Source organism: Streptomyces sp. DSM 120436, from assembly GCF_055778765.1.
The window spans coordinates 4,741,940-4,756,755 of the sequence record NZ_JBSKBS010000001.1; the positions used below are offsets into that span (position 1 = coordinate 4,741,940).

Genomic DNA, 14,816 nt, shown 5'->3' on the forward strand with positions numbered 1-14,816 from the left:
GGTCGGCCTCAGGCCGGCTTGCGCCACACGGAGATGTGCTTCGGGGAGTCCTGCGTGAACGGTGAACCGTCCCAGTCCGCGACGCGGCGCTCCAGCTGAAGCCCGGCGATACGGGCCATGAGGTCGAGCTCCGCCGGCCACGCGTAGCGGTGACGGGAGGCGTCGCGACGGTAGTGGTCACCGTCTCCGTCGCGGGAGAAGTGGTGCGAGACGAGGATCTGCTCGACGGGGTCGACGGTGTCGAACCCGAGGTGCCGCTCGGACACGTCGAACGGCACGGCGACCTGCCCGGGCGGCAGGAACCGCAGCGGCGGCACGCCCAACTCGATGACGAACCGGCCGCCGGGTTCCAGATGACGCGCGGCGTTGCGGAAGCACTCGACCTGCTCGTCCTGCGTGAGCAGGTTCGAGATCGTGTTGTAGACGAGGTACACCAGGGAGAACTCACCCGGCACGACGGCCGTGGCCATGTCCCCGATGACCACCGGGAGCGTGTCCTCGTCGACCTTGCGGCGCAGCACGGCCACCATGTGCTCGGACAGCTCGACGCCCGCCACCGGCACACCGCGTCCACGGAGCGGCACGCCCACGCGCCCGGTCCCGATGGCGAACTCCAGCGCCCTGCCCGCGCCGGCCAGCCCGGCGAGGAAGTCGACCGTCGCTCCGAGGACGGCGGCCGAGGTCATCCCGGCCTCTTCGGCGTCATAGCGTTCGGCGGCCTCGCGGCCCCACATCTCACTGCTCGTCACGGTCGGCCACTCTGCCGCGCGCCGGGAGGCGCTGTCGACACAATTACGTGCGCCGGGCCGGCGCGGCGCCGTGCGGCGGACGGTCCGGTCAAGCGTCTTTGCGCAGGTGAGCCAGTGTCTCGTCCCTTGCCGGATACGGAAGTTCACGCGGCCGGAGCTGCCGGGCGAGGTCCAGTTCCCCGTCGCGTACGTGGGCGTGGACCGTGTGGGCCAACGGCGTGACGTCGGTGACGGAGACGATCCACTCGTCGGCGTGGAGACGGGCCGCTTCGCCGGAGAGGCCGAGCTGGAGGGACCGGTACGGGAGCGGCCGGAGACGCAGCTCGCGCTCCGGGTCCCACTGCACCCGGGCCGGCGCCCTTCTCAACGCGCGTCACCACGCGGCATGGCCGGTGGGGAGCCCTCGCCCGTGGTGGGACAGGCAGGCGTGACGCAGCGCCCACTCGAAGCCCTCACGGCTGATCTCGACGGCGAGGACGGTCCCCTGCCCCTCCTTCGTGCCCCACCCGCACCGGTACATCATCCAGAGGAACGACGGCTTGATCCACGTCATCCGGTCCCGCTTCCACGCGGCCGGAAAACGGCCGTCGCGCGCCGCCGGCACCCCGATCTCCGGCGGGTACGCCTGAGAGACCGTGATCGTGCGGTCCGTGTCCGATGTCTTGGCTCTGTCACCCGACCAAGAATGATCACACTGCCGTGCGCGTGCCAGTGATCAACGGCCGCGCATCCCGAGCCACTGCTCCGCGTCCCACGCCCGGAACCGCTCCACCTCCGTGAAGCCGAGCCCGGCCGCGAGGCGGAGTGAGCGGGTGTTGGCGGTCTGGGTGGCCAGGACCACCGGCTCGCCGGGGAGCACGCCATCGAGCCAGTCGAGTGCCGCCCCGCACGCCTCCGTCGCGTACCCGAATCCCCAGGCCCGCGGCAGGAACAGGTAGCCGAGATCGACCTTGCCCACGGCAGCCGGGCGGTGCTCGGTCGCCCTCCTGAGCAGGATCTGCCCGATCATCGTCCCGTCGAGCTCGACGACAAAACTCCCCGGCGCCCGCCCGGGCACCTCGGGCATCTCGCGTTCCAGCTCGCCCCGCGGCCTGGCACCGCCGAGATACCTGTGCACCTCCTGCGAGCCGTACAGCTCGACGAACGCCGCCCGGTCCCGGGCCTCCGCCGCACGCAGCACCAGCCGCTCGGTGCGGATCGGTGCGGGCGGCCAGGGGACGGGTCCGAGATCGTTCATGCCGGCCAGCCAAGCAGTGTGTCCGGCCGCGTTCAAGAGCCAGACAGGGTGCGGGGCACCAGGGAAGACGGCGGTCTGGTTGCCGCAGGCGCGGCGACCGAGGGTGAGAACCGAGCGATGACCACGCCCGATTCCACGAAAGCAGACCCGACATGCACATCGACGACACCACCAGCGCCGCCGTCCTGGAACAGCTCCGCCGCCGTCCCGCCGAGGACCGGCGCATCCTGTTCACCGGCGCCACCCTCGTCACCATGGACCCCGCCCTCGGCGTTCTCGACCGGGGCGACCTCCTCGTCGAGGGCGACACCGTCACCGCCGTGGGACCGCGGCTCAGCGCCGGTGACGCCGTCGTCGTCGACGTGACCGGCTGCGTCCTCACCCCCGGCTTCGTCGACACCCACCGGCACGCCTGGGAGGCCCAGCTGCGCCGGATCATGCCCGACGTCGACGACCTCGGCGGCTACGTCATGTCCACCCTGGCCGGCTACGCCACGGTGTACCGGCCGGAGGACATGTACACCGGCACCCGGCTCGCCGCCCTCACCGCTCTCGACAGCGGGATCACCACCCTGCTCGACTTCTCCCACAACTCCCGCACCCCCGCCCACTCCGACGCCGCGATCGAGGCTCTCCGCGACACCGGCGTCCGAGGCGTGCACGCCTCCATGGGGCCGCACTTCGGGGAGTGGGACCGGCAGTGGCCCGGCGACCTGACGCGTCTGAGGGACCAGTACTTCCGCAGCGACGACCACCTGCTCACCCTCCGCCTGGCGACGCTCGCCACCGACGAGGTCGCCGGACCGGCACTCGCCTACGGCCCCGAACTCGCCCGCGTCGCCCAGGAACTGAACATCGGTGTGAGCGTGGACGCCGTCTTCGGCGCCACCTCCTCGGAGGCGATCCTGCGCTGGGCGGAGGACGGCGTCCTCGGCCCCGACGTGACGTTGATCCACGCCACCGGGCTCACCCCGCAGGCGTGGAAGGCGATGGGGGAGACCGGCGCCACCGTCGCGCTCGCCCCCACCTCCGACGCCCAGATCGGACTGGAGACCGCGATCCCCGCCGTGGACGAGGCCCTGTCCGTCGGCATCCGCCCCGGGCTGAGCATCGACGTCGAAGTCGCGCTCGCCAGCGACATGTTCACGCAGATGCGGGCCCTGCACACCATCCAGCGCATGCGCGCCGTCAACGCCGCCTACGGCACCGACCGGCAGCCCCGCCGCATCACCACCCACGACGTCCTCGACTTCGCCACCCTCCAGGGCGCCCGCACCAACGGCCTCGCCGGCGTCACCGGTTCACTGACCCCGGGCAAGAAGGCCGACCTCCTGGTCATCAGGGCCGAGGACCTCAACAACATGCCGCTCAACGACCCGATCGGCACCGTCGTCCTGGGCTCCGACGCGCGCAACATCAGCGCCGTCCTCGTCAACGGCGAGCCCCGCAAGTGGGACGGCCGCGTCCTCGACGTCGACCTGGCCGCCCTGCGCGACGAGGTCCACGCCTCCCGCGCGTACGTACGGAACGCCTTCAGGGACACCGCCACTGCCTGAGGAAGCCCAGGTCGTGGGGCCCGGGGTCTCCCTGTCCTGGGTGCGACCCACCCCCCTTCGGCCCCACCACGACACCCTCCCGAGCCCTAGCCTCGACCTATGAGCACGCACGACGACCCCGTCACCGAGAACGCGCTGGGCGGTTTCCTCCGCGCCCGGCGCGCCCGGCTGCGCCCCGAAGACATGGGCATCCCCTCGTCGGGGCGCCGCCGGGTGCCCGGCCTGCGCCGTGAGGAGGTCGCCACGCTCGCCGGGGTGAGCACCGACTACTACACGCGTCTGGAGCAGGGCCGTGAACGGCGCCCGTCACCGCAGGTACTCGACGCCGTGGGGCGGGCCCTGCGGCTGGACGACGAGGCGGTGGCCCACCTGCACCGGGTCGCCGGTCCGGCGGCCCGCCGTACCCGTCCCGCACAGCGCGCCGAACGCGTCGCACCGCACCTGCGGCGCCTGCTCGACTCGTGGAGCGGCACGCCCGCCTTCGTCCTGGGCACCGCCCTCGACGTCCTGGCCCGCAACCGCCTCGCGGACGCGCTCTTCTCCGGCTTCACCCACCCCGACAACCTGCTGCGCATGACGTTCCTGGACCCGGCGGCGCGCCGTTTCCACCGCGACTGGAACCGGGCCGCCGAATCGGCCGTCGCCGCACTGCGGCGGGCCGTCGGCACCGGACCCGACCACCGGGCGCTGAGCACGCTCGTGGGTGAACTGTCCATCAAGAGCCCCGAGTTCCGTACTCTGTGGGCGCGTCACGACGTACGCGGCAAGACCCGTGAGACCAAGCTGCTCCACCACGCCGAGGTCGGCGACCTGGAGCTGCACTACGAGTCGTTCACCGTCAACAGCGCCCCCACCCAGCAGCTCGTCGTCTACCAGGCCGAACCGGGCACCCCCTCCGCCGACGCCCTCACCCTGCTGGGGTCCCTCAGCGCCGGGCCCGCGCCCGTTCCGGACACGGCCCGTGACTGAGAACCCGCCGGCCCGGCGACCGAGCCCGCACACACGGCGCGTGCCCGCACCTCCGGGCCACCAGTAGGTTGGAACCATGAGCGACAGCACTCCGCTGGGAGACTTCCTCCGAGCGCGACGCGAAGCCGTCAAGCCGCAGGACGTGGGGCTCCCGGAGCACGGCCGCCGACGGGTCAAGGGGCTGCGCCGCGAGGAGGTCGCCCTGCTCGCGGGCGTGAGCTCCGACTACTACACGCGCCTGGAGCAGGGACGGGAGGCCGGCCCGTCGCCCCAGGTGCTCGACGCGATCGCCGCCGCCCTCCGCCTCGACGACGAGGCCCACGACCACCTGCGCCGGCTCACCCGCTCGTCCCAGGAACGCCGCGGCGCCCCCGGGCGGTACGACCGGGTCAGCCCCCAGCTCCTCCGGCTGATCGACAGTTGGCCCGACACCCCCGCCTTCGTCCTGGGACCGGCCCTGGACGTCCTGGCGCACAACGCGCTCGCCACGGCCCTGCACAGCGGGTTCCAGCGGTTCGACAACCTGGCCCGCATGGTCTTCCTGGACCCGGCCGGACGCGCCTTCTACCGGGACCGGGACGGGGCCGCGGACTCCTGTGTGGCCGAACTGCGCGCGGCCTACGGACACGACCCCGATTCGCCGCGGATCACCGAGGTCGTCGACACGCTCCGCGCCAGAAGCCCCGAGTTCGCGCAGCTGTGGGCGCGGCACGAGGTGAAGCGGAAGACGCGGCAGGCGAAGAACCTCGTCCACCCGGACGTCGGCGCCCTGGAGATCCAGTTCCAGGCCTTCAGCGTGAACGACGCCCCGCACCAGCAGCTCGTCGTCTACCAGGCCGAGCCGGCCGGTGCCACCGCCGCGGCCTTCGCCGCACTCCGGTCCCGCGCCGGCCACGACGCCGAGGAGCCCTCGCGCGCGCACAGCGACACCTGACCGCGCGGGCCGCCCCTGGGGCGGCCCGCGCGGTCAGGTGTGCTTCCGCGAGCTGTCAGCCGCGCGACCGGCGTCCGTCCTCCCGGGCGCGCTCGTCGCCCTCGCGGTAGAGCACCAGGTGCTCGTGGAAGAGGATGCCGTCACGGACGTCGCCCGTGGCGGTGAAGCCGGTGTCGTCGACGTAGTCGATGTGGCTGCCGGTGACGGTGTAGCGCCCGGTGTAGGCGCTCTCGCGGGTGCCGCGGGCCTCGTCGTACCGCCCCTCCGGCAGCAGTTCCTGACGGATGTGCCCGTCCGCGGTCACCCACATCCCGACGTACGGGTGCGGGGCGCGGGTCGTGTCGTTGCCGGTCGTGTCGTTGCTGGTCATGACGCCAGCGTCGACCGGGCCGCCGGCGGCAGCCAGGCCGCCGTTCCCCTGGGTGCGGCACACCCACCCCCGCGACCGTGGGTGCTCCGCACCCGGGCACACGGCGGCCTGGTTCCGGTTCCGCCGCGCGACGAACCTGGTGGTCGTACCGACCGATCACCCGACACCACCCCGAGGTGCACCATGACCGCCACCACCGCCCCCGCGACCTGGAACCGGAAGGCGCTCGACGAGATCCTCAGCAACGACGGCGGCCGTCCCGTCCTGTTCACCAACGCCCGCGTCATGACCCTGGACCCGCTGATCGGGACCGTGACCGGCGCCGACCTCCTGCTCGTCGGCCCGCTGATCGTCGGCGTCGGCCCCGGCATCGTCACCGCGGCGGAGGACGACAACGCCATCGTCGTCGACTGCACGGGCACGACCGTCGTCCCCGCCGTCGTGGACGCCGTCGCGCTGGCCGGCGGGCGCGGCGCCCGCCCCGAGTACGTGGCGACGCTGGCCCCGGGCAACACCGCCGACTTCCTGGTGGTGCCCGACGAACTCGCCGACGACGTCCCCGGCGCGGTGGCCGCCCTCCTGTCCCGGCGTGCGCGGGTCCGCGCCCTGGTCGCGGCCGGCCGCCCCGTCCTGTGGTCGGGCGCCGACGTCCCCGGCCGGGCCACCGCCCCCCGGGCGGGCGTCCCCGCCGCTCCCGATCTGACCGGCAGCCCGCGGCTCGGCGTCTGGATCGACCGGAACGACTTCCTGCACCAGGAACTCACCGCCGACGGCCGCTACGACGAGACCCGCGGCGGCCGCCCGCACGCCTATCAGGGCCGCTTCTGGATCGACGGCGACCGCATCGACTACCTGGACGACCTCGGGTTCTGGGCCTACGGAGAGTTCAGGGGCGACGAACTGCACCACGCGGGCTACGTCATGAAGCGGGGCTGATCCGCCGTCCCCGCGGAGGGCGACGGCGGCGGGGAGCGCCCCCGGCCCGCCTGTTGCGCGAACAGGCGGGCCGAGGGGCCGCGGCGGGCAGGGCACGCGACATGCCGAGGCCATGCTTCTCCCGGGTGTACGACTCCTACTCGGACCCGGCCGCCTCCGACACCACCTGGCTGGGTGTCGGCACCGCGTGACCCCGTGGCGTCGCCGGCGCACTGACGGCAGGGCCGGGGCGGGTGTCCACGGCGGACTCGGAGGGCCGCGGTGCGACGGTGGGGCCCGTCGTGGGCGAGGGGGAGCCGGTCGGGGGCGGCGGTGCCAACGGGACCGTCGGCGAGACCGGCCGGTCGGAGGTCGTCACGTGCTGCAGGGGCAGCGCGACCAGCACGGCGACGGCGCAGGTGAGACCGGCGCCGACCGTCGTACGGACCAGCCGTCGCCGGGCCGCACGGCGGCGGATCGCCTCGAACCGGCCGGGGGGCGGGCCGAGACGGTCGGACGTGGGCCGCAGGAGTTCGGCGAGCGGGTCGTCCGGCTCGAACTCGGGACCCTCGTCAGCGTGAGTGATCAAGGTTTCTCCTCAGGTGGGCACGGAGCAGCTCCCTGGCCGCGTGAAGATCGGCCTTGATGGTTCCTTCCTTGCGTCCGGTCACCGCGGACACCTCCCGGACCGGCAGGTCAGCGTAGTAGTGCAGCAGGATCGGCACCCGCAGCCGCTCCGGCAGCGCCTGCACCAGCAGTCGCACCGACGGGTCGGACGGCTCCGCGTGCGGACGTACGGCCGCCTCGGTGCCGACCCGGCGCACGGTCGTGCGCTCGCGTTCGAGTCTGCGCCAGTGGTCGCGCACCAGGTTGGCGGCGGTGACGTACAGGAAACCCCGCGGTTCCGTCACGGACGTCCAGCGCGACCAGAGCCGGGTGAACGCCTCCGAGGCGATCTCGTGGGCTGTCTCGTCGTCGTCGACCAGACGGCGGCACCAGCCGGCCAGGCGTGGGTAGAGGGCGGCGAAGAGCTCGGACGCTGCCTGCTCGCGGGACCGTTTCAATGCTCTCCATGGTCGGGGCGGCCCCGGTGACGGGGTACCGCTCGCGGACGGGACGACGGGACGACGGGACGACGGGGAACGGGGGCGGCCGGATGCCGGGCCGCCGGTGTGGCGGCCCGGCACGCCGTGCGGGGTCAGGGGGCGGTGGCACGGAGTGCCGCGAAGACGATCACGTTGTCGCGGTACTCGCCCTCCTCCAGCGGGCCGCCGCACGTGATGAGCCGCAGCTCCGGTCGCGCGGTGTCGCCGTAGACGTCCTCCGTCGGGAAGTCGGCCTTGGCGACCGTGCGGACCGAGGCGACGGCGAACTCCGCCGCCGAGCCGTTCTCCAGACGCACCGTGATCCCGTCGTCCCGCCGCAGCCGGGCCAGGTCACGGAAGACTCCGTCGCCGTGGGCGCCGACCGTGACGTGGCCCAGGATCACCGAGGGACCCGGCCGGCCCGGCGTGGGGGAGTGCCGGTACCAGCCGGCCGGGTCGTCCGCCGTGACCGGGGGGACCTCCACCGTGCGGTCCGGGGCCAGCCCCAGCCGTACGACCCGGGTGTCGACCCCGATGGCGGGGATCTCCAGACCGACCGGGACCGAACGCACCAGGGGACGCGGCCCGGAGGCGGGGGAAACCGCCGCCGGTGTCCGGGGCCCCGGCGGTTCCGTCGTGGCCGGCCGGTCGGCGGCGGGGCCGGCCCCGCCGCCGCAGCCCGCGGCCAGGCAGGCCGCGGCCACGGTGACGACGGCGCGCCTGGAGAACGGTGTCATGCCCCGGACGCCCGCCGGCGCACGAGGAAGACCGCCGCGCCGCCCGCGGCGAGCACCGCGGCGGCGCCCCCGCCGATCAGCAGGCCGTCGCCGCCGGACTGCGCGGCGACCGGGGCGTCGCCGGTGTCCGGGGCTCCGCTCGGCACCACGGTGACCCCGTCGGCCTCCTCCGCCGGCGCCTGGGTCGGCTCGGCGGCCCCGGGCTCGGCCGGAACCGGGCTCGGGTCCTCGGACACCTGGTCGCCGGAGCCGGCGGAGACCGCCGCATCGGGGACGGGGGAGGGGTCGTCGGCGAACGCCGGCATCGCGGTGGCCAGCACGGCGGTGCAGGCGAGTGCCGCTCCGCTCAGGACGTTTCGGCGCATGGAACGCTCTCTTTCCTGGGTCCGCCCGCACGGTCGCCCGGCGGGCTGGGGGATGGATCGTGCGGAGAGACGAGGGAGCGGAGGCCCAGGTTGCAAAGAGAAGGTAAAGGCGCGAACGCCGGTGGCGGCGGGCTCAGTCGAGGATCGCCGTCGCCTCCACCTCGACCAGCACGTCGGGCTCGAAGAGGTGGTCGACGCCGATGAGGGACGCGGGCGGGAGCGGCAGCGGCAGGCCGATCTCCTCGGCGACCTCCTCGACCCCCGCCATGAACGGGCCGATCTTCTCCGGCGCCCAGTCGGTGACGTAGAAGGTCAGACGCAGGACGTCGTCGAAGGAGGCGCCCGCGCCGCGCAGGCCGCGCGCCGTGCCCCGGAGCGCGTGGGCGACCTGCCCGGCGAGGTCCCCCGGGGCGAGCGGAGCCCCGTCGGCGGTGCGGGCGACCTGCCCGCTGACGTGCACGTGACGGGTGCCCGTCCCCACGGCGACGTGCTCGTACGGGGTGGGCTGCAGCATGCCTTCGGGCGTGAAACGGCGGACGGCCACGGGGGACTCCTCGTGTCGAAACAATAGGTATACCTTTGATACTTGGTAGAAGAAGGACACTTCAAGGAGACCAGGTATCGTGCCGGAAACCGAAGGCGGCCGCGCCGGCGGCGAGTTGAGGATCGAGACCGCACACCGCGAGCTGCTCGACCAGGTGCTGGACAAGTGGTCGCTGAGCGTCCTCAACGAACTCTGCGAGCGGCCCCGCCGGTTCAACGACCTGCGCCGCGCCATCCCCGCGGTGACCCAGAAGTCCCTCACCGCGACCCTGCGCCGGCTCGAACGCAACGGCATCGTCGAGCGTGAGGTCGTCAGTTCCCGTCCCGTCGCCGTCGAGTACCGCATCACCCCGCTCGGCAAGACCATGCGGCGCCCGGTCGACGTGCTGCTGGAGTGGGCCACGGCCCACCTGCCCGAGATCGAGCGGGCCCGCCGCGCCTTCGACCTCGACCTCGACCTCGAGTGAGGCCGAGGACTCCCGCGGCCCGCGCCGGCGCCGGGAACAGGGCACGGGCCGCGTCCCGGGTGCACCACTGGCCGCGGAACGCGGCGCGCGACGCGTGAAGGAGCGATGCGTGGCGATCCGGCGGACGGACGACGTGGCCGTCGTCGACGACCTGGACGACACGATCACCCGTCTGCGCCGCCACGGAGCCGAACTCCTCGGCGAGGTGGTCCAGTACGAGAACGCCCACCGTCTGCGCGGCCCCGCGGGCGTCATCGTCGCGCCGGCGGAACGGATCGCCTGACCGCCCCGCGCGCCGAGGGCGCCCCACCGGCCGTCGAGACCCTCACCGAACCACCTTGACCTCAACCTAAGTCGAGTTCCTACGGTCGTCCTCGAGAGCCTCGGCATTCGGTCGCGGCGCCGCACGAGGAGGTCTGTCATGGACGAGCGCACGGCCGAGGCGGAGATCCCCGACCGTTACCACTACGCGGTGGTCCCGCACATCATGGTCGACGACGCCGCGGCCGCGATCGACTTCTACCGGCGGGCGTTCGGCGCGCGTGAGGACTTCCGGCTGGAGGCGCCGGGCGGGGGAGTGCTGCACGCCGAGATCACCGTGGGACGGTCGACGCTGATGCTGGGCGACGCGAGCGTGAAGGAGGCGGAGGACGCCTCCTTCACCGCGCCCGCCTTCCTCGGCGGCGGCACCTCCGTCACGCTGCACGTGTTCGTGCCGGACGTCGACGCGCTGGCCGCGCGGGCGGAGGCGGAGGGCGCGGAGATCCTCCAGCCGCCGACGGACATGTTCCACGGGGACCGCACGGTGATCCTCCGCGACCCCTCGGGACACCTGTGGGTGTTCCTCACCCACCTCGAGGACGTGAGCGAGGACGAACTCCGGCGACGCCTGGCCGCCGCCGGAGGGTGACCGCGGCGGCGGAGCGGCCGTTCAGGCGGCCGCCGCGTCCTCGACCGCCACGCCCAGCCGCTCGGCCACGGTGGTGAGCGCCGGGCCCAGCGGCAGCCCGACCCGCGCCAGGGCGTGCCGGTCGCCGCGGGTCTGGTCCCGGTTGACGATCAGCACGGGCTTGCCGCTCTCCGCCGCCAGCCGGACGAACCTCAGCCCCGACATCACCGTCAGCGACGAGCCCAGGACCAGCAGGGAGGACGACTCCCGGACCATCCGCCGGCACAGCTCGACCCGCTGCGGCGGCACGGTCTCCCCGAAGAACACCACGTCCGGCTTGAGGACGCCGCCGCACACCGCGCACGGCACCACGCGGAAGCCGACGACCTGGTCGTCGGTGAGGTCGGCGTCGCCGTCGGGGTTGATCCCCGCGGCCACCGGCGAGAAGCCGGGGTTGGCCGCCTCCAGCCGCTCCGCGAGGTCACCGCGCGGACTCATCCGCCCGCACGAGAGGCAGACCACCCGGTCCAGACTCCCGTGCAGTTCCACCACGCCCTCGCTGCCGGCGGCCTGGTGCAGCCCGTCGACGTTCTGGGTGATCACACCCGACACCAGGCCGTGCCGGGCGAACGCCGCCACGGCCCGGTGCCCGGCGTTGGGCCGGGCGCGGCCGAAGGTGCGCCAGCCGAGATGGCTGCGCGCCCAGTACCGCCGCCGGGCGGCGGCCCCGCCGACGAACTCCTGGAACGTCATCGGGGTGTGCCGGCTCAGGCTCCCGCCCTCGCCGCGGTAGTCGGGGATGCCGGACTCCGTGGAGATGCCGGCCCCGGTGAGCACCAGCACGCCGCGGGCGCGCAGCGCGTCGACGACGGGGTCCAGGTTCGTGGTGGCCGGCGGCAGGTCTCCCGCCGGGGTCCAGCTCAAAGTGGGGCGCACGCGCATGTCATCCAGGGTACGGAACCGCTGCGAACCCTCCGCCGGTCCTGTGATCCGTAGCCCGCGGGCGCCTGCGAAGGACCTGGGTGACGAGCGGGAGCCGAGGGCGCCGGAGCGGAACCGCGACATACCGCTCCGCGTCCCAGGCCGCCGCGGGCGGCGCGGGATCCGCCCGCGGGTCATCGCGGGCGGACCGGCGACGAGCCCTCACCGGAGCCGGACGGTCACGCCTGGTCCAGCAGCCGCTCCGCCATCGCGCGTGCGTCCCGCAGACAGCGGCTGTCGCCTTCCAGACCCGCCCGCACCATCGCCCCCTCCAGCAGGAAGGCGATCTGCCGTGCCGTGGTCCGGGCGGCATCGGGGCGGCCGGGCAGCAGCGCCGTGACGTGCTCCGCGATCATCCGCTCCACCACCTCCTTCTGCCGGCGCACCTGCGCCCGCCCCTCGTGCCCGGTGGGCATCTCCGCGGCCGCGTTGAGCAGTCCGCACCCCCGGAAGCCGCCGGTGGCGGGGGAGTCGGCACCGGCGATGTAGGTGTCGAAGACGGCCAGCACGCCGTCGCGGGGGTCAGGCTCCGGCCCCACGCGCTCCCGGTACCGCGCCAGCCAGTCCTCGTGCCGGTCGTCCAGATAGGCGCGGACGAGATCGGCCTTGGAGGAGAAGTTGTTGTAGAGGCTCATCTTGGCCACGCCGGCCTCGGCGGTGATGGTGTCGATACCCGTGGCCGTCACGCCCTCCTGGTAGAAGCGCCGTGCGGCGGCCCGCAGAATCCGCTCGCGCGCGGGCCGTCGCCTCTCCGGCCTCGCCGGTTCCGCCGACTGCCGCCGTCCCGTCATGACGCACCCTTCCCTATGTAGACTGGTCTACATAGTCTACAGGGCGGAGCGGCGACGCCCCACCCCCGAGGAGGGCACGATGACGACCCTGACCGACCACCTCATCGTCGACGGAGTGCGGCTGGCCTACCGCGACAGCGGCAGTGGCAGCGGCGAGCCGGTGGTCTTCCTCCACGGCACGCCCTCCCACTCCCACGAGTGGCGTGACGTCGTCCCCCGCGTCGAAGCGGCCGGCCACCGCACCATCACCTACGACCTGCTCGGGTACGGCCTCTCCGAACGCCCCGCGCACCGGGACACCTCGGTCGCCGGCCAGACCGGCCTCCTCGGACACCTCCTCGACGCCCTCGACGTCGACCGGGTCACCCTGGTGGCACACGACATCGGCGGTGCCATCGCCCTGCGCTTCGCCCTCGCGCACCCCGGCCGGGTACGCCGACTGATGATCATGGACTCGGTGAGCTACGACTCGTGGCCCTCGCCCACCTGGCGCCGCGTCATCGACGAGGAGCTGGACGCGTACGCGACCATGGCGCAGGAGGACTTCGACGCCCTGCTGACCCGCCAGCTCACCATGACGGTCGCCGACAAGTCGCTGATGACCGGCGACGTCCTGCGCGCGTACCTGGCGCCCCACGGGTCGCGGCTCGGCCGCACCTCCTTCTTCGAGCACCAGGTCCGCCACTACGACGCGCGCTACACCCAGGAGATTTCCGGCCGGCTCGGGGAGCTGACCATGCCCGTGCGCATCCTGTGGGGTGCGGAGGACGAGTGGCAGCCCGTGCACTACGCCGAGCGGCTGCGGGACGACATCCCCGGTGCGGAACTCGTCGTCGTGCCCGGCGCCGGACACTTCCTCATGGAAGACGCACCCGACCGCGTCGTCCACGAGATCCGTGAGTTCCTCGCCGAAGCCGAAGCCGAAGCCGAAGCAAGGGCTGGAGCCGTGGCCGGGGCCGAAGCAGGGGTCGACGCACCGGCGTCATGAAGCTCACCGTCCCGTTGCCCCGTCGACCGGTTCGCGCGGGATGTCCGCGTGCCCCGCGTGCCGCCCGGTCTCCTCGATCATGTGGGTGAGGGCCCAGCGGACGCTGGGGGCGGGGCGCCCCGGCCGCGGCCGGGGGAGGGGCGCGGCGGGATCCGCGCATCGGTCGAGGACGCCGTTGGCCCGCTCGACCGCCTCGCGGTACCGGGCCACGACGTCGGCCACACCGTCCTCGGAACCGGCGTGGAACGTGGACGGCCAGTCCGTCACCGTCTCCCCGAGGAACAGCGACCGCTCCACCCACGTCAGGTGGGTGAGCAGGCCCAGCAGGTTCGTCCCCGACGGCACCATGGCGGCGCGTGCCCGAGGTTCCGGCGCGTCCTCGACCTTCGCGGCGACGGACGTCCGCAGATGGTCGAGGAAGGCGCGCAGCACCTCGGTCTCGCCGCCGCCCGTCCGGGGCGGCGGAGTGCCGCGGCGACGGCGGCGGTGCGCGGGGGAGGGCATCACGTTCTCCTTCACGAGCCGGGGGCGGCCGCCGGCTCAGGCGGTGCGCCGGACGAGCAGGACATGGTCGGTCACCTCGGCCGTGCTGCCGTCCGGGCCGGTCGCGGTGCGGCGGGGCGCGTCGGCCCGCTCCACGGTCCAGACCGCCGGATCGAGCCCGGTACCCCTGGCGACCTCCTGCGGGCTCGGGTGACGGATGGCGGGGTCCTGGTTCCAGGACCAGGGCGCGGTCGAGCCGTGGTCCACGACCAGCAGGCGCCCGCCCGGCCGTAGCGCGTGGGCGGCCGAACGCAGCACGGCCGACCGGTCCAGGTCGTACGGGGTGTGCAGATAGTGGGCGCTGACCAGGTCGAACGTGCCGGGCGGGAACGACGTCCGCAGGTCCAGCCGGACTGCGGTGAGCCGGTCGTGGACGCCGTGCGAGCGGGCCAGGGCGGTGAGCCGTTCGACCGCGACGGCCGAGATGTCGGCCGCGGTGACCCGCCATCCCCGGCGGGCCAGCCACAGCGCGTCGCCGCCGTTTCCGCACCCCAGGTCCAGGGCGTCGCCGGGCGGCAGACCCGTCACCGTCTCCGTCAGCCGGACATTGGGCGGCGGCGGGCTGTCCGTCGCGGGCCGGGCGGCGTGCACGCCGTCCCAGAACGTGACCGCATCGGTGCTGCTCGTCGGAGTGTTCACCGGAACTCCCTCAGGTCGTCGATGAGCTCAGTCTCGGCAGCCACGCACCGTTCCGGCA

The 14,816-nt window shown here is 73.6% G+C and carries 20 protein-coding genes and 1 pseudogene; 8 read left to right on the forward strand and 13 right to left on the reverse strand.

Annotation, left to right across the window (positions count from 1 at the left end; genetic code table 11):
* Positions 1 to 8: 8 nt before the first annotated feature.
* The 3 genes and pseudogenes from ACWH4W_RS21045 to ACWH4W_RS21055 all read right to left on the reverse strand — a co-directional run bounded on the left by ACWH4W_RS21045 (position 9) and on the right by ACWH4W_RS21055 (position 1,986).
* Complete coding sequence (locus ACWH4W_RS21045) at positions 9 to 749, reverse strand: class I SAM-dependent DNA methyltransferase (protein ID WP_473077256.1); 741 nt, start codon at positions 747 to 749, stop codon at positions 9 to 11.
* A gap of 88 nt (positions 750 to 837) precedes the next feature.
* A pseudogene (locus tag ACWH4W_RS21050) lies at positions 838 to 1,461 on the reverse strand (DUF4291 domain-containing protein).
* Positions 1,462 to 1,464: 3 nt separating this feature from the next.
* Positions 1,465 to 1,986 carry a GNAT family N-acetyltransferase gene (locus ACWH4W_RS21055; RefSeq protein ID WP_473077257.1) on the reverse strand — a complete coding sequence of 174 codons (522 nt, stop codon included), beginning with the start codon at positions 1,984 to 1,986 and terminating at the stop codon, positions 1,465 to 1,467.
* Positions 1,987 to 2,138: 152 nt separating this feature from the next.
* Here ACWH4W_RS21055 and ACWH4W_RS21060 point away from each other — a divergent pair, with 152 nt between their 5' ends.
* The 3 genes from ACWH4W_RS21060 to ACWH4W_RS21070 all read left to right on the forward strand — a co-directional run bounded on the left by ACWH4W_RS21060 (position 2,139) and on the right by ACWH4W_RS21070 (position 5,445).
* A complete protein-coding gene (locus tag ACWH4W_RS21060) occupies positions 2,139 to 3,542 on the forward strand; it encodes an amidohydrolase family protein (RefSeq protein ID WP_473077258.1) in 1,404 nt (467 codons plus the stop codon).
* A 99-nt stretch (positions 3,543 to 3,641) separates the two neighbouring features.
* Positions 3,642 to 4,511 (forward strand): helix-turn-helix transcriptional regulator, encoded by an 870-nt coding sequence (locus ACWH4W_RS21065; RefSeq protein ID WP_473077259.1) that lies wholly within the window; start codon positions 3,642 to 3,644, stop codon positions 4,509 to 4,511.
* A 76-nt stretch (positions 4,512 to 4,587) separates the two neighbouring features.
* Complete coding sequence (locus tag ACWH4W_RS21070; protein WP_473077260.1) at positions 4,588 to 5,445, forward strand: helix-turn-helix transcriptional regulator; 858 nt, start codon at positions 4,588 to 4,590, stop codon at positions 5,443 to 5,445.
* Positions 5,446 to 5,500: 55 nt separating this feature from the next.
* Here ACWH4W_RS21070 and ACWH4W_RS21075 read toward each other — a convergent pair whose 3' ends face one another.
* The gene (locus tag ACWH4W_RS21075; RefSeq protein ID WP_473077261.1) at positions 5,501 to 5,815 is read right to left on the reverse strand and encodes an Atu4866 domain-containing protein; all 315 of its coding nucleotides are present in this window, start codon (positions 5,813 to 5,815) and stop codon (positions 5,501 to 5,503) included.
* 183 nt (positions 5,816 to 5,998) lie between these two features.
* On the opposite strand from ACWH4W_RS21075, the gene ACWH4W_RS21080 reads away from it, so the two are divergent.
* Positions 5,999 to 6,751: an Atu4866 domain-containing protein gene (locus ACWH4W_RS21080; RefSeq protein WP_473077262.1), complete on the forward strand. Its 753-nt coding sequence runs from the start codon at positions 5,999 to 6,001 to the stop codon at positions 6,749 to 6,751.
* A gap of 136 nt (positions 6,752 to 6,887) precedes the next feature.
* Here the strand turns inward: ACWH4W_RS21080 and ACWH4W_RS21085 are convergent, their stop codons facing one another.
* The 5 genes from ACWH4W_RS21085 to ACWH4W_RS21105 all read right to left on the reverse strand — a co-directional run bounded on the left by ACWH4W_RS21085 (position 6,888) and on the right by ACWH4W_RS21105 (position 9,461).
* On the reverse strand, positions 6,888 to 7,319 hold the full coding sequence (locus ACWH4W_RS21085) for a hypothetical protein (protein ID WP_473077263.1): 432 nt from the start codon (positions 7,317 to 7,319) through the stop codon (positions 6,888 to 6,890).
* A complete protein-coding gene (locus ACWH4W_RS21090) occupies positions 7,303 to 7,794 on the reverse strand; it encodes an RNA polymerase sigma factor (RefSeq protein ID WP_106410951.1) in 492 nt (163 codons plus the stop codon). The genes ACWH4W_RS21085 and ACWH4W_RS21090 overlap by 17 nt, the downstream gene beginning before the upstream one ends.
* 134 nt (positions 7,795 to 7,928) lie before the next feature.
* A complete protein-coding gene (locus tag ACWH4W_RS21095) occupies positions 7,929 to 8,552 on the reverse strand; it encodes a class F sortase (RefSeq protein WP_473077264.1) in 624 nt (207 codons plus the stop codon).
* On the reverse strand, positions 8,549 to 8,917 hold the full coding sequence (locus tag ACWH4W_RS21100; protein ID WP_473077265.1) for a sortase-dependent protein: 369 nt from the start codon (positions 8,915 to 8,917) through the stop codon (positions 8,549 to 8,551). The genes ACWH4W_RS21095 and ACWH4W_RS21100 overlap by 4 nt, the downstream gene beginning before the upstream one ends.
* 133 nt (positions 8,918 to 9,050) lie before the next feature.
* The gene (locus ACWH4W_RS21105; protein WP_473077266.1) at positions 9,051 to 9,461 is read right to left on the reverse strand and encodes a Rid family hydrolase; all 411 of its coding nucleotides are present in this window, start codon (positions 9,459 to 9,461) and stop codon (positions 9,051 to 9,053) included.
* Between the two features lie 79 nt (positions 9,462 to 9,540).
* Here ACWH4W_RS21105 and ACWH4W_RS21110 point away from each other — a divergent pair, with 79 nt between their 5' ends.
* From ACWH4W_RS21110 to ACWH4W_RS21120, 3 genes are all read left to right on the forward strand, one after another.
* Positions 9,541 to 9,927 (forward strand): winged helix-turn-helix transcriptional regulator, encoded by a 387-nt coding sequence (locus tag ACWH4W_RS21110; RefSeq protein ID WP_473077267.1) that lies wholly within the window; start codon positions 9,541 to 9,543, stop codon positions 9,925 to 9,927.
* A 109-nt stretch (positions 9,928 to 10,036) separates the two neighbouring features.
* Complete coding sequence (locus ACWH4W_RS21115) at positions 10,037 to 10,210, forward strand: VOC family protein (protein WP_473077268.1); 174 nt, start codon at positions 10,037 to 10,039, stop codon at positions 10,208 to 10,210.
* Positions 10,211 to 10,348: 138 nt separating this feature from the next.
* Positions 10,349 to 10,837 (forward strand): VOC family protein, encoded by a 489-nt coding sequence (locus tag ACWH4W_RS21120; RefSeq protein WP_473077269.1) that lies wholly within the window; start codon positions 10,349 to 10,351, stop codon positions 10,835 to 10,837.
* A gap of 21 nt (positions 10,838 to 10,858) precedes the next feature.
* Here ACWH4W_RS21120 and ACWH4W_RS21125 read toward each other — a convergent pair whose 3' ends face one another.
* Together ACWH4W_RS21125 and ACWH4W_RS21130 are read right to left on the reverse strand one after the other, a co-directional pair.
* Positions 10,859 to 11,758, reverse strand: coding sequence for an NAD-dependent protein deacetylase (locus tag ACWH4W_RS21125; RefSeq protein ID WP_473077270.1), 900 nt, complete (start codon positions 11,756 to 11,758; stop codon positions 10,859 to 10,861).
* A gap of 218 nt (positions 11,759 to 11,976) precedes the next feature.
* Positions 11,977 to 12,588: a TetR/AcrR family transcriptional regulator gene (locus ACWH4W_RS21130; RefSeq protein ID WP_473077271.1), complete on the reverse strand. Its 612-nt coding sequence runs from the start codon at positions 12,586 to 12,588 to the stop codon at positions 11,977 to 11,979.
* Between the two features lie 79 nt (positions 12,589 to 12,667).
* Between ACWH4W_RS21130 and ACWH4W_RS21135 the strand changes: the two genes are divergently transcribed.
* Positions 12,668 to 13,576: an alpha/beta fold hydrolase gene (locus ACWH4W_RS21135; RefSeq protein WP_473077272.1), complete on the forward strand. Its 909-nt coding sequence runs from the start codon at positions 12,668 to 12,670 to the stop codon at positions 13,574 to 13,576.
* Positions 13,577 to 13,579: 3 nt separating this feature from the next.
* Here ACWH4W_RS21135 and ACWH4W_RS21140 read toward each other — a convergent pair whose 3' ends face one another.
* On the reverse strand, positions 13,580 to 14,080 hold the full coding sequence (locus ACWH4W_RS21140; RefSeq protein WP_473077273.1) for a DinB family protein: 501 nt from the start codon (positions 14,078 to 14,080) through the stop codon (positions 13,580 to 13,582).
* Between the two features lie 36 nt (positions 14,081 to 14,116).
* Positions 14,117 to 14,758: an SAM-dependent methyltransferase gene (locus ACWH4W_RS21145; RefSeq protein ID WP_473077274.1), complete on the reverse strand. Its 642-nt coding sequence runs from the start codon at positions 14,756 to 14,758 to the stop codon at positions 14,117 to 14,119.
* Between the last annotated feature and the right edge of the window lie 58 nt (positions 14,759 to 14,816).